We start from the raw sequence: 12853 nt of genomic DNA, 5'->3' as shown, positions 1-12853 counted from the left end.
GGCGTGATGTAGGCCGCTTCGATGAAATTGATGAACCTGTTCGCGCTCCTGGTGCCGAGCATGCTCCCTATGCGGCGGAACATGTGGCGGGCGGCTCTCAATTCATCGCTGATGGACCCGATGCTCCACTCACCCAGATTCTTCGTACCCGCCCGGAATTCTCAACGTCCTGGGATGTGGTCTCACGCTTTCGTCTCGGCAGGCGTCGATGGCCAGAGTTCGCCTAGGAAGTAGCCCAGCGCCTTTCTGGACCGGCTCCGGTTGAGCGCAGTTCTCCGTCATCCGCGCTGAGCATCACCGCGACGGGCCCCCGGGCCGGGGGTTCGCGGGCGGGAACGGGATGCCGGCCGGGGCCATCGAGGAGGCAGGTGACGTTGCCGACCAGTGGACGGGCGGTCAACCGGCTGTGCTGTGCTCGGTATCCGGCGTCGACGGCAGCCAGTGCACGGCATTGTCGCGGAAGGACGCGTGGATCGGCACGAGGTCTGGACCGCTGGTGCCGTCGAGGGCGGTGACGTTGATGCCAATCTCCGGGATGTCGCTGTCGATCGCCGCGAGGCGGCTGCCGCAGGTCGGGCAGAAGCCGCGCTTCGCTTCGCCTTCGAAGGTCTCGTACCAGGTTGGCTCGCCGCCCTCACCAGTCCAGGTGACCGTCTCGAATCCCACCCACCACATCACTGGTGTGCCACCGAGCTTTTGACAGTGGCGGCAGACGCAGGTGTGCGGGAAGACTGCCGGACCTCGGGTGGTGAAGCGGATACGGCCGCACAGGCAGCCGCCGGTACGTTCACCGGCTGTTTCGGTTCCCTCGGCGTCGGTGGCGGGGGTGGCGTTCATCAGGTGATCTCCCGGTCACGGTGGGTGAGTTGAGCCCCAGTGTGTCATCCCTTCCTCGTCAGGGCGCCGCTCGGCGGCCTGCGGTGACGGCAGCGGAACACGCAGGTGCCCGGGGGCGGGTCCGAAGCGCTCCCCGCCCGGGCGCCATCGACGGTCTCATCGCCAAGACTGGGCTCGACTTCTAGCCGTTAAAGATCTCTAGCGGACTCGGCCGGGCAGGCCGGGCCAGTTCGATCCGATGGGCAGCGGGTAGCCGGCGTCCACCTTGTCCGCGGCGATGTCGTAGCGCATGTACTCCTGGTCGCGGAAGAAGTAGGCTTTGCCGTTGTTCCACATTATTCCGGCGTCGATCCGGTCGCCCCACAGGCCCGGCCAGTAGGGGTTGATGGGCAGTGGGTAGCCGGCGTCCACCCTGTCCGTGGCGATGTCGTAGCGCATGTACTGCGAATCTCGGAAGAAGTACGCCTTACCGTTGGGCCAGAGGACAGCCGCGTCGATCCGGTCGCCCCAGAGGCCCGGCCAGTTGCCGGCGATCGGCTTCGGATAGCCGGGATCCACCCGGTTGCTCGCGACGTCCCAACGCATGTACTCCGCACCGCGGAAGAAGTACACCTTGCCGTTGGGCCAGGGAATGCCCGAGTCGACCCTGTCCCACAGGCCCGGCCAGTTACCGGCGACAGGCAGCGGATAGTCGGGGTACTCGACCCGATCTTGCAGGATGTCATAACCCCTGTAGTACGTGCCGCGGAAGAAGTAGGCATTTCCGTTGTTGTACATGATCGCAGCGTCGAGACGGCCGTCGCTCCAGAGCCCGGGCCAGTTTTCCCCGATTGCTCGCGGATATGCCGGGTCGGCCCTGTCCGCGGCGACGTCGTAGCCCACGTACTGCCACCCACGGAGGAAGTACGCCTTGCCGTTGTTCCGCATCACTGCGCCTTGGATTCCATCCCCCCACAGTCCCGGCCAGTTGCCGGCGATCGGCTTCGGATAGCCGGCATCGACCTTGTCCGCGGCGATGTCGTAGCGCATGTACTCCTGGTCGCGGAAGAAGTAGGCTTTGCCGTTGTTCCATACGATTCCGGCGTCGATCCGGTCGCCCCACAGGCCCGGCCAGTACTGGCCGGTGGGCAGCGGGTAGCCGGGATCTACCTTGTCCGCGGCGATGTCGTAGCGCATGTACTCCTGGTCGCGGAAGAAGTAGGCTTTGCCGTTGTTCCATACGACGCCGGCGTCGATCCGGTCGCCCCACAGGCCCGGCCAGTTGCCGGCGATTGGCTTCGGGTAGCCGGGGTCGACCCGTTGCGTAGCGGGATCGTAGCGGTAGTACTGGCCGGCCGTGAACATGTACGCCTTGGCGTTGGGCCAGAAGACGGGGGCCGTCACCATGCGTCTGCTCAGCGTTTCGACGAAGTATTCGTAGTTGTCAGCGTTGTTCAATGCTGCGTCCGGCCGGGTGGCCGCAAGTTCATGCGCTTTGGTCTGCCCATAGACGATGTCATCGGTACGGACGGCCGCATGGCTCCACTCGTGCACAAAGGTGCCGAACTGCGAGTCGAAGCCGGTCGCCGGTGCGTTGAAGAACCCTGGGCAGACGTAGACCGTGTCGGATCCGAAGTAGGTGTAGGCGAAATCGTCAGTCGCACAGTCTGACGGACTCAGATCATAGTGGTGGGGCCTGCCCATCCAGGCGCGTATCGCGAAGACGCGGTCGCGCAGGGTCTGGTAGCGGGTGGCGTCGTCCACCCCGAACCACTCGGTGTAGAGGCTGTTGTCCGTTCGGCCACTCCAACTCGCCAGCTCGGCGTTGGCTGCGTCCAGCCAGGCGATCGCGTTGTCGTCCGCGGCAAAGACCTCGGCGAACCCCGGGGGGAGGGGCAGATCCGCCGGCTCGGTTTCCCGCTGGAGCGCACTTCGATCCACAGTGAGCCGCCGTGGTCCTTCCTGCCACTCCTCGCGACGCGCCCGTTCGCCGACGGTGGGACGTGAGTCGCCTTCCGGAAGGAGCTCGAATCCTGCGGTCACCGGATCCAGGGTGAATCCCCGGTGTTCCTGACGGGAACGCGCAGAGAGTGGTTTCCCGACGTCCGGGATCGCGTCGGCAAACCTCACTCGCAGAATGACGTCGTAATAGCCGGGCTCGTCCAGCGAGTAGGACTCCGAAATGTCGAGCTCTTCCACGATGGTTTCACCGGCCGCGATCCTGCGGTAGGAGTTCGGCGTGGGCTCTCCCCGTTTCACGAGACGTCCATCGTAGGGAACCATGCGGTCCCCACACCGCACCTCCAGGAAGTTGAACACTTCACCTTCGAGAGGGGTGTTCCAGACCAGCAGCCTGTAATCGGTGTCGCTCACGTTCTCGATCTCGAAGGTCAGAGAGACCGGCTCGCCTCGGCGATAGACGGGTTCTCCCCGGATGGCCAGACGGAAGTTGTCACGCATTGATTCAGCTCCTCAGCATGGAAAGGCGGTCCCGAGGCCGGGGAGTGCTGTACGGAGCGGGGTGGCCTGGCCCAGGCCATGCTGGGAAGTCGACAGCTGGGCGCCCCCGCAGCCCCGAATGCAGATCACGGAAGGACTACCGCACTCCCACTCTCCAGCATCGGTCACCCTCCGTGGGTTCGCATTCCCAGCCCACCGGCACGCTGCATTGAACACTCTGGACGGCTCGATGCACCCGGCCCGCTCCGAGGTCATGACTCCACAAGGGACACGGCCTGACCACCACCGCCACCACCGCTCTCGACACCATCGAACGGATCGCCCGCGCTGCCGCCTACCCGCCCACCCAACGGATCATGAACCGCGGACTGCTCGACACCCCCGGCTCGTACGCCGCCCTGGCTACCGCGGTCCACCGCGACGACCTCCGCCCGACCGCACTCGCCGCCGTCCGCTCCCTCATCGAACAGGACATCGACGCGGGCCGACCCTGGCCCTCCGAAGCCGCTCGCTGGCTCAGCCGCGCCAACGCGGACTGGCAGACCAGCGCGGCGCTGGCCAACCGCTACGGTCTCTAGCTGAACAACTGTTGTTGGTGTTCGGGGCCTAGCTACTTCGAACGAATATGCTTTTCCCGGCTAGCGTTGAGACGGCAACGCTCCAACACTGACTCTGGTATGCGCAATGAAAGAGGTTCTTGATGAGTTGGCGGGGTGGGCCGGATGCTCCTTCGGTGTGGAGCGAGGAAGGGATGGAATTCCATGCCGGCACAGTAGAAGATGTGCGTTTTGTCGTTGCTCACATGCCGGTGGAAGTAAAAAATGGGTTCGTCTACGGCGCCGTTCCATGGAGTAATTTCAGCCATGCATACGGGCCCGGTAGTGATGTGCCCGATCTTCTGGAGCAGGCTCGCACCGGCGATGAACGTAGCTCTAATGAAGCGCTCAGCAAACTTTCGGGGAGACTGCTTCAGCAGGGTACCAGTTCGGCGGCTGGTGCTTTGGCGATTCCCTTCTTGGTCCGCATTGTCGTTGCCCTCCCCTTTCATCGTGCCGGTATCCTGCGGGTCATTGCGGGCTTGGCTCGACGCCAGTATTTCGGGGACGGTAGCCGCACCGGTCTACTGCGAGCCGCTCGTGCCGATGACCAGATAGTATTTGAACCCTCCGGCTACCTTGCAAACTGGTCGGTACAGGCCGCTCGCGAGGCCTTGGCGGCCGACGCTGGCTTGCTGCTGCCATTGCTTGGCGATCCTGATCCGGAAGTGCGCCAGGCTTCTGCCTACGCCTTGGCCGCCGTTCCGAACCGGCCCGCGTCAGTCGCAGACTGCCTGAGCGCTCGGTTTCAGGATGAAGAGGATCCCGCGGTACGTGCCTGCCTGGTGCTGGCAATCGGCCAGCTTGCGTGGGAAGAACGGCACCCGGATACCATCGATCAAATGTGTGCTTGGTGGCAGGACTACAATCAGCCTGCAGAAGTCAGGGTATGCGCGGCCCTGACATGGCTGTGCCTCACCGACGGCCCTGCCCCCGACAACCTTCGAGCCTTCCTGGAGCTGTCCATCACGGACGATCTCGCCGCTCTTCTCGAATCGATCCCGTGGTTGGACCACATCGTCGACGGCGGGTTGCGTCGCTGTCTTGATCAGATGTTCTATCCAGAGAAATACCCCCACTTTACTACTGAACTTGATTGAGTGATGTCGGAGCCGTTCGCCTGACGGCGGTGGGTGGGTTCCGGTAGCTTTGGCTCCTGTCGACGCCGCTGTCCTCCGCCTGCTGGCGAAGCCTCATGTACTCCCAGAACGCCTTCTCTTCCTGGGCGGCGCGGTCAGCTTCGGCGATGGCTTGCGTCTGTGCGGCGTCGCTGATCGCGGCGGCGTTCTCGGCGGACTGGCGGGCGGCGGCGACGGCGGCGACGGCGGCGGAGGCGATGTCGGCGGAGGCCCGGGCGGCGGTGGCGCTGCCGGCCGCGCGCAGCGCGAAGGCCTGGGCGTCGACGGCGCTGGCATGGGCCTGGGCTGCGGCTTGGTTGGCCTGGGCAGCGGAGGTGCGGGCCGCGGTGGCGGACGTCTGCGCGTCCTTGGCGTAGCCGGCGGCATCCTTGGCGTAGTTGTTGGCGTCGGCGGCGGCTTGGTCGGCTTCGGCGCTGGCGTTGTTGGCGTCGGCGGCGGCTTTGGCGGCGAGTGCGGCGTTCTGCCCTGATCCGCGGACGCTGCGACTGGGCGCGGACCGCCGGACGGTACTCCGACGCCCGGCCCCTGTTTCCCGCCACGCACCACCACGGAACGAGCAGGCGAGCGGCCCCATCGAGGTACCGGCCACCAGGGGGCAGATGACCTTGACGAGCGGCGACCCACGTAGCCGGTGACTCGGTGGCCACCGGGGAGGCGACTCACCGCCGCCGCTTCGCGACAGCTCCGACACAGGGATCTCAACAGCTCCAGACTAGAGAGAGTTACCTCACCTGGTACGCCCGCAGTCGGCGCAACAGCGCCCTCGCCCACCTCGCCGGCACCGACCACCTCACCCAGCCCGGCACCGACCGCACCCACGCCCAGGCGCTCCGGCACATCCACCTCGCTGCCCGCCGCTTCGACTTCCGGTGCCGCAGCATCCAACAGCTACTCGAACAGGTCCCCGGGAGCGAGCGAGCCCGCTGGGATCCGTACACCCGCGCCCTCTCGGCGTTCGCTCTCCTCGGAAGCTCCGCCCCCGGTGCCCTCGAAGCCCTGGACCGCAGCCTCGCCGAGGCCGGCGACAACCCCCAGGTCTGCCACGCCCTGCTCCATGGCCTCTGGTTCGGAGACGGACTACCAGACCAGGCCGAGCGGATCCTCGAGCTGGCCGCATGGCCCACCTTCGACGACACCGACCCGATCATGCTCTTCCGCACCGCCACCGCCTGGCGGAGCCTCGGGCGCCGATCCGAAGCCCTCGACGCGATCGACAGCGCCATCGAAGCCCTCGACCCGGACCAGCCCGACGTCCACGCCCACATGGTCCGTGAGCGCGCTCTGATCACCGCGCTGGCCCGAGAACCGCGGCACCACCGAGGACACTGACCCCGCTCGACTCCCGGCGGCGCCGGGAACCGCCACCCCCTGACGCAGAGGACCAATACATCGAACAGCCGAACCCCCAGGACCATCAGCCCGCAGCCCCTCACCCGAGCCTTGTTGGAGGGGAGGAAGCCCGGACCTACCAGCTCGACCTGAGCCGCTGGGCCGCCCGCCGCGCCCACATCCAGCAGGCATCAACTCGGCCTCCGCCCCGCGGGCAAGCGAACCGACCGCCACCGCACCACCCCCGCCTTCTCGGCCCCGCCGGCGGTAACCGCCTCGCTGGCCAACCCGGCACCGCTGAAGGTCACGGTCCGCCCCGCGGACCCGGCCCTTGAACGAGCGGGCCAACCAACGGCGATGGGCCGCACCCCTGGAATTCGCCCGAAGGGGTGCGGCCCATCGCCGTTGACGAGCTACGCGGCAGCCGCGTAGCTCGTGCGCAGCAGCTCCATCGACCGATCGAGGTCCTCCACCGACCCGATCCGGACCTCCAGCTCGCCCGTCCCGAGGTGCCCGATTCTCCGGACGTCCCGGGTCCAGCCCGGGACCAGGTGGACCGTCGTCGGGTCGACCCGCAGGAAGATGACCAGAGCCTGAGCCTGCGCCAGCACCCGGACGCAGGCGAAGTTCCGTCGGCGGCGGTAGGCAACGTAGTGCTGCAGCGGCACCGCGTGGCCCTCGCCCAGGTCGAGCAGTCGGGCGTCGAGCTCCTCGTACAGCCCGCGGATCTCGCCACTGGCCTGCGCGAGGACGTCGGTGACTGTCCGGCGGCTGGCCGCGACCGGGCGGGCAAGTTCCGTCCGCCGACCCGAGAGGGCGCCGCACCCGCCGGCGACCGACGCCGCCAGCTCCAGCGTCACCAGGTCGTCCCCGTAGCGCCGGTAGACCACCATGTCGATCCGGTGGTGGGACATCCCGGCCGCCACCAGGTCGTACCGGGTGAAGTCTGCCGCGATGCAGACCACCCGAGGGTTGCTCCAGTCCACCTGCTCGGCGACCTCGGCGCCGAGCCGCTGCTCGACGAGCGCCTCGAACTCGGCGCGGTTCTCCACCAGCCACGAGAGGTAGAACAGCCCCTGCGCCAGGACCGACTCGCTGCTCGTGCGCTTGTACTCGATCAGCACCGGGCTGCCGTCCTCGTCCAGACCGAGGCTGTCGATCCGGCCCCGGTGCACCGGACCGGTGGAGTACTCGCTCGCCAGGAAGCGGACACCGCCCAGCATCTCCTCCATGTTCGCCTCAACGAGAGCCTGGAGATGGCGCTCCAGCTCCACGGTGTCGCCCCCGACACGATGAACATCCCCATCAGAAACGCGGAACACCTGCAGACCCGCCACGTACCCCCCAGCACACCATCCACCGGACTACCCGGGGATGAGCCGGACAATGTACATGCCGGAAGCAGGACAATCTAGTTCTTGTTGCGTTTATCGCACTTTGCGTCAGCAGGGAATAGAGGGGAACGCCGGTGGGCCGGTGTTCTCGACGTGGCAGCTCTACTGGGGCAGTTGCGGCACCGGCAGCCCAGTAGCTGTCCCGATTCCGGTGAGAACCATGTTCTGAGCCATAGGGTTCGTCGCCACGCTTTGGACCACCGAGCCCACGCGCGCGCCCGGCCCTTGGTCAGACGAGCGGTTCGCGGTGGGCGGTGGCCTCGCGGACGAGCTGGGCGAAGCGCTTGCGGCTGCGCCGCTGGTGCTGTTCGGCCTGTTCGTCGGTCCAGACTTCCGCGCTGGTGTCGTCGTCCTCGTCGTCGAGGTCGTCGTACTCGGTGTGGAGGAGCCAGCACGCGTGGATGCCGGTGAGGAGGTCTTCGAGGAGGTCGCGGGCCGGGCGCTTCGGGTCGAGCGGAGTCAGGCGCAGTTCGACGTCGGCGAGGTCGGGCGCGTCGTCGCCGTAGTCGGCGAGGGTCTCCTCCAGGTCGTCGAGCTGTTCGCGCAGGGCGTCGGGGTCGGGCAGGAGTCCGTCGGTGATGCGCAGGGCGTGGCGCACAAGGTTGGTGACGGCTTCGTACGGAGTGGCGCCGGCGTCGATGAGGCCGAGGACGAGAGTGGGGGTCTCGTGGGGGAGGGCTTCGATGTTGTCGGCTTCCTGGACGACGTCGACGGCGTCGTGGCCGGAGGCGTCGGCAGTGACTTCGGCTGCGGCGGCGAGCCAGTGGGCCGCGGCGACGGCGGCCGCGGTGGGATCGACGGCGGAGAACAGCTCGGCCGGGCCGAAGGGGTCCTGTTCGAGGAACCGGTTGGCGGCGGCGACGACGGGGGAGGCGTCCTCCCGGCTGAGGAGGACGGCCTGCTGGGCGCGGCCGGTGAGGTCGCCGAGTTCGGCGTTCTCCACAGCGGCGAGCTCGGTGGCGGCCTCGCCCAGGACGGCTTCCGTCAGCGCCGTGTCGGCGAGTTCGTGGAGGGAGCGGCCGGTCTGGTGGGCGGATTCGAGTAGGCGGCTGTAGGTGACGATCGTCGCGCCGCCGCTGGGCAGGTTCGGCTTGGCGATCGCGTCCGCGACCGCGCCGAAGTGCCCGCGTTCCTGTTCGCGGCGCCAGCCCTCGGTGTTGGGGTCCTGGGAGGCAGTGGCGCTGGCCGGGTGGGTGTAGGTACGCCACGCGGCCTCGGACAGGTGGGTGAGGGCGCGGGCCAGGCGCAGTAGCGCGTCCGTGTCCGTGCCGGCCGGGAGGGCGGCGATACGGGTGGCGAGATCACCCTCACCGGTTCCCCAGGTGGCGATCAGTTCGTGCCGTTCGGAGTCGATGCTGTAGCGGGTCATGAAGCCGCACCTCCGGTGATCTGCTCGGCGGCGTCGCCGGGCATCGAGCCATTCTGGCGCATCGTCAGAACGCTCTGGCTCGTGCAGCTGGCTGGCGTCGACGGCCGGGAGAGGGCGAGCCCCCTCGTGGGCAGAGGCGGTTGAGCCCGGGTTGCGGGCTCCTCGGCGGGTTCGGCCGAGACCAGCGGTGCGAGTGGATCGCGGAGACCATCGTGCTCGAGTGACCGCCGGATGGGAGGTTCCGACCTGCGCAAGGGGCAGGTTCGGCCCGCGCATGCCGGGGCTCGTCGGCTACCAGCGGCGGCGTTCTCGGCCGACTCCAGGAGGCACTCGGGGCGGCAGGTGGCTGCGGCTTCGGCTGTGGGGCTGGGTGTTCTTCGCCTGGTGGGACGTGCGGCTGGAGTGGCCGGTGGCTCGAAGGGGCGAGCCATGGGGGGTGGGTTCTCTTCTCGGGATGAGGCATCTCGAAGCATGTCATATGGTGCAAATCCGAACTCTTGGTGCCGCCATCTCGGGCTATGGCGTGAACAGGGGACGAGGGCTGCGTCGTGTCCGACAGTGCCGAGCCGATCCACGCGCGCCTTGCGGAGCTGGCCCGCTTGCAGGAACCCGGCCAGGTTGTTGTTGATCTCGGCTGCGGTGCGGGACCGACGCTGCGGGCCGTCAGCCGGATAGCGCCGCAGGCTTCCCTCATCGGGATCGACCGTTCGGCGGCGTCGCTGCACCAGGCCCGGGTGGGTCTGGCAGGCCACAAGGGGTCGACGGCGGCGATCGTTGCGGATCTGCGCGATCCTCTCCCGTGCTCCGACGAGAGCGTGGACGTCGTCCTGTCGTACAACACCATCGAGTGCCTGCCGAACCCGAAGGAGATGCTGGCCGAGGTGGCACGAGTCCTCCGGCCTGGCGGGCGGGCGGTCATCGCGCACGTCGACTTCGACTCGATCGTCGTCGCGGGCGCGGACACCGATCTCGACCGGCGGGTGTGCCACGCGTTCGCAGACGACGCGCAGAGCTGGATGGATCACACGGATGGCAGGATCGGCCGCAAGCTCGGGCTGCTCCTCGCCCGCAGCCCGCTGGACCTCGTCGGCGTCGAGCCGCTGCTGGCGTGGTCGACCGAGTTCACGGGGCACGCACAGGACCGGGTTGGCCAGACCCGGAAGGCCCTGCTGTCCGCCGCCAGGCACGGTCGTGGCGCGGTCGCCCCTGAAGAGGTCGAGGCTTGGTACACCTCGGTGTGCGATGCGGACCGGCTGGGTGGCTTCTTCTTCTCCGAGCTGGCGTTCATCGCGGTGGCGGAGAAGGCCAGGGGCGGCCGCAGCGGGCATGGGGCCGGCTCGCACGACGGGCGGCAGACGGCCCCCGTGAGAGCCGGTTCGATGCCGCATCTCCCGACTGCTGCTTGACCGATGTCTATGGAGAAGTGGCGTTCGCGAGGACGGTGGCGGCGAAGGTGTACAGGGCGTTCGCGGTGGTGTTGAGAGGGACCGTGGTGTCGAGCGCCAGCGCGGGCTGTTCGGGGCCGGACCACGACAGCTCCGGCGCGTCCGGTGCCGGGTTGGTCCGGTAGGCGCGGACGGCGTCGCGGGCGTGGCGCACCGGTTCGGGGGCGTGGACGTGGATGAGGTGGAGGCGTTCTCCGAGGAGGTCTGCGGCCAGCCGTCGTTCCGCTTCGGTGGAGGTCATCAGGGTGACGATGCCGACCTGATCCTGGCGGCGGCGTGCGCGAGGGATCGGAGCGTGGCGAACGCTTGCTTTCCCCACGTCGGGCGGGTTCGTGCTTGTTGCTGATGGCCACTCAGGATGAGCTGCGATCAACGGTCTTGAGTGTTCGGGCTGCGCTCCGTAGCGAAGGAAGTTGGGCCGTTGGCTGTGGGGGGAATGGGATACTCGGCAGACGACGCTGGCTGACTCGACGTTGCGGCGCTGTGCGACGCCTGCGGCCCGGCCGCGGATCCGCCCTCTCACAGAAGTGGTCCTTCGTTCTATGCCTACGGTCCTCTCCATCGCCGACGCGCTGCGCGAGCGCTTCGCACAGGCGATCTCCACTGCGTTCCCCGACGCCGCGGACAGCGACCCCCAGCTGCGACGAAGTGACCGCGCCGACTTCCAGGCCAACGGCATCATGAGCCTGGCCAAGCCGATGCGCGCGAACCCTCGCGAGGTGGCCGCGCGTGTGCTCGAGAACCTTGGTTCTGACCAGGTGATCGCGAACCTGGAGGTCTCCGGGCCCGGCTTCATCAACGTCACCGTCACCGACGCCGCCATCCTCGAGAGCCTGGCCGCCCGTGCTGCCGACGCCCGACTCGGTGTCGGCAGCGACGCCGAGGCCGGCGTCACGGTGATCGACTACAGCCAGCCGAACATCGCCAAGGAGATGCACGTCGGGCACCTGCGCTCGACGATCATCGGCGACGCGCTGGTGCGCACTCTGGAGTTCAGCGGAGAGAAGGTGATTCGGCGCAACCATCTCGGGGACTGGGGCACGCAGTTCGGCATGCTCATCCAGTACCTCATCGAGCACCCCGACGAGCTCGGCGACGGCACCGAGCCGGACGACTCCGGGCCGTCGATGTCCCGGCTGAACCGCCTGTACAAGGCGTCGCGTGCCAAGTTCGACAGTGACACCGACTTCGCCGACCGCGCCCGCCAGCGCGTCGTCGAGCTGCAGGCCGGCCACGCCGAGACCGTCGCCTCCTGGCAGGGCATGGTCGACGAGTCGAAGGTCTACTTCGAAGCCGTCTACGCCCGTCTCGGCGTCCTCCTCGAAGACGCCGACGCCATCGGCGAGAGCTACTACAACCCCATGCTCGCCGACGTGTGCGCCGACCTCGAAGCGTCCGGCGTCGCCGTCCGCTCCGACGGCGCCCTGTGCGTCTTCTTCGACGACATCAAGGGCCCCAACGGCGAACCCACCCCGCTGATCGTCCAGAAGAGCGACGGCGGCTACGGCTACGCCACCACCGACCTCGCCGCCATCCGCGACCGCGTCGGCCTGCTCGGCGCCGACCAGCTCCTCTACGTCGTCGACAGCCGCCAGGCCCTCCACTTCCAGATGGTCTTCGAAACCGCCCGCCGCGCAGGCTGGCTCCCCGACAACGTCCGCGCCCTGCACCTCGGCTTCGGCACCGTCCTCGGCAAGGACGGCAAGCCCTTCAAGACCCGCTCCGGCGAGACCGTCCGCCTCATGGACCTCCTCGACGAAGCCGTCGACCGCGCCCGCACCGTCGTCTCCGAGAAGAGCCCCCAACTCGCCACCGAGGAACTCGAAGACCGCGCCAAGCAGGTCGGCATCGGCGCGGTCAAGTACGCCGACCTCTCGACCTCCCGCACCCGCGACTACATCTTCGACGCCGACCGCATGGTCTCCCTCAACGGCGACACCGGCACCTACCTCCAGTACGCCTACGCCCGCATCCAGTCCATCCTGCGCAAGGCCCCCGACACCGTCACCCCCACCGCCCATCAGGACCTCGCCCTGGAACCGGCCGAACGCGCCCTCGGCCTCCTCCTCGACGAGTTCGGCGCCACCATCACCCAGGTCACCACCACGTTCGAGCCACACCGCCTCTGCGCCTACCTGCACAACCTGGCGTCGGCGTACACCACCTTCTACGAGCGCTGCCCCGTCCTCAAGGCCCCCAGCTCCGAGGTCATGGGGACCCGCCTGCTGCTCTGCCAGCTCACCGGCCAGACCCTCCGGCAGGGCATGGACCTCCTCGGCATCGGAACGCCCGAGAGGTTGTAGCT

General features: G+C 67.8%; 11 protein-coding genes. 5 read left to right on the top strand and 6 right to left on the bottom strand.

The window, feature by feature from the left end; all coding sequences use genetic code 11:
• Window positions 1–396: 396 nt before the first annotated feature.
• Window positions 397–837: a GFA family protein gene (locus ACFV18_RS03895; RefSeq protein WP_380478897.1), complete on the bottom strand. Its 441-nt coding sequence runs from the start codon at window positions 835–837 to the stop codon at window positions 397–399.
• 198 nt (window positions 838–1035) lie between these two features.
• Entirely contained in the window at window positions 1036–3276 is a 2241-nt protein-coding gene (locus ACFV18_RS03890; RefSeq protein WP_380478895.1) for a hemopexin repeat-containing protein, read from the bottom strand.
• 356 nt (window positions 3277–3632) lie between these two features.
• Between ACFV18_RS03890 and ACFV18_RS03885 the strand changes: the two genes are divergently transcribed.
• Together ACFV18_RS03885 and ACFV18_RS03880 are read left to right on the top strand one after the other, a co-directional pair.
• Window positions 3633–3854 (top strand): hypothetical protein, encoded by a 222-nt coding sequence (locus ACFV18_RS03885; protein ID WP_380478893.1) that lies wholly within the window; start codon window positions 3633–3635, stop codon window positions 3852–3854.
• Between the two features lie 155 nt (window positions 3855–4009).
• On the top strand, window positions 4010–4972 hold the full coding sequence (locus tag ACFV18_RS03880; RefSeq protein WP_380478891.1) for a HEAT repeat domain-containing protein: 963 nt from the start codon (window positions 4010–4012) through the stop codon (window positions 4970–4972).
• On the opposite strand, the gene ACFV18_RS03875 is transcribed toward ACFV18_RS03880, so the two are convergent.
• Window positions 4956–5600 carry a hypothetical protein gene (locus ACFV18_RS03875; RefSeq protein WP_380478889.1) on the bottom strand — a complete coding sequence of 215 codons (645 nt, stop codon included), beginning with the start codon at window positions 5598–5600 and terminating at the stop codon, window positions 4956–4958. The two genes, ACFV18_RS03880 and ACFV18_RS03875, sit on opposite strands and share 17 nt — an antisense overlap.
• Window positions 5601–5650: 50 nt before the next feature.
• On the opposite strand from ACFV18_RS03875, the gene ACFV18_RS03870 reads away from it, so the two are divergent.
• Entirely contained in the window at window positions 5651–6340 is a 690-nt protein-coding gene (locus ACFV18_RS03870; RefSeq protein WP_380478887.1) for a hypothetical protein, read from the top strand.
• Between the two features lie 413 nt (window positions 6341–6753).
• On the opposite strand, the gene ACFV18_RS03865 is transcribed toward ACFV18_RS03870, so the two are convergent.
• Both ACFV18_RS03865 and ACFV18_RS03860 read right to left on the bottom strand, forming a co-directional pair.
• The gene (locus ACFV18_RS03865) at window positions 6754–7572 is read right to left on the bottom strand and encodes a DUF5655 domain-containing protein (RefSeq protein ID WP_380478885.1); all 819 of its coding nucleotides are present in this window, start codon (window positions 7570–7572) and stop codon (window positions 6754–6756) included.
• A 391-nt stretch (window positions 7573–7963) separates the two neighbouring features.
• Entirely contained in the window at window positions 7964–9103 is a 1140-nt protein-coding gene (locus ACFV18_RS03860; protein WP_380478883.1) for a hypothetical protein, read from the bottom strand.
• Window positions 9104–9651: 548 nt separating this feature from the next.
• On the opposite strand from ACFV18_RS03860, the gene ACFV18_RS03855 reads away from it, so the two are divergent.
• Window positions 9652–10509, top strand: a complete 858-nt coding sequence (locus ACFV18_RS03855; protein WP_380478881.1) for a methyltransferase domain-containing protein — start codon at window positions 9652–9654, stop codon at window positions 10507–10509.
• A gap of 7 nt (window positions 10510–10516) precedes the next feature.
• On the opposite strand, the gene ACFV18_RS03850 is transcribed toward ACFV18_RS03855, so the two are convergent.
• Window positions 10517–10789, bottom strand: a complete 273-nt coding sequence (locus ACFV18_RS03850; RefSeq protein WP_380478879.1) for a hypothetical protein — start codon at window positions 10787–10789, stop codon at window positions 10517–10519.
• A gap of 301 nt (window positions 10790–11090) precedes the next feature.
• Here ACFV18_RS03850 and argS point away from each other — a divergent pair, with 301 nt between their 5' ends.
• Entirely contained in the window at window positions 11091–12851 is a 1761-nt protein-coding gene (gene argS / locus ACFV18_RS03845; RefSeq protein WP_380478877.1) for an arginine--tRNA ligase, read from the top strand.
• Window positions 12852–12853 lie beyond the last annotated feature (2 nt).

The sequence above is a fragment of the Kitasatospora sp. NPDC059673 genome (genome assembly GCF_042734215.1).
Lineage (GTDB): Bacteria > Actinomycetota > Actinomycetes > Streptomycetales > Streptomycetaceae > Kitasatospora.
The sequence above is the reverse complement of the archived record's forward strand: the minus strand, read 5'-3'. Positions and strand labels throughout refer to the sequence as shown.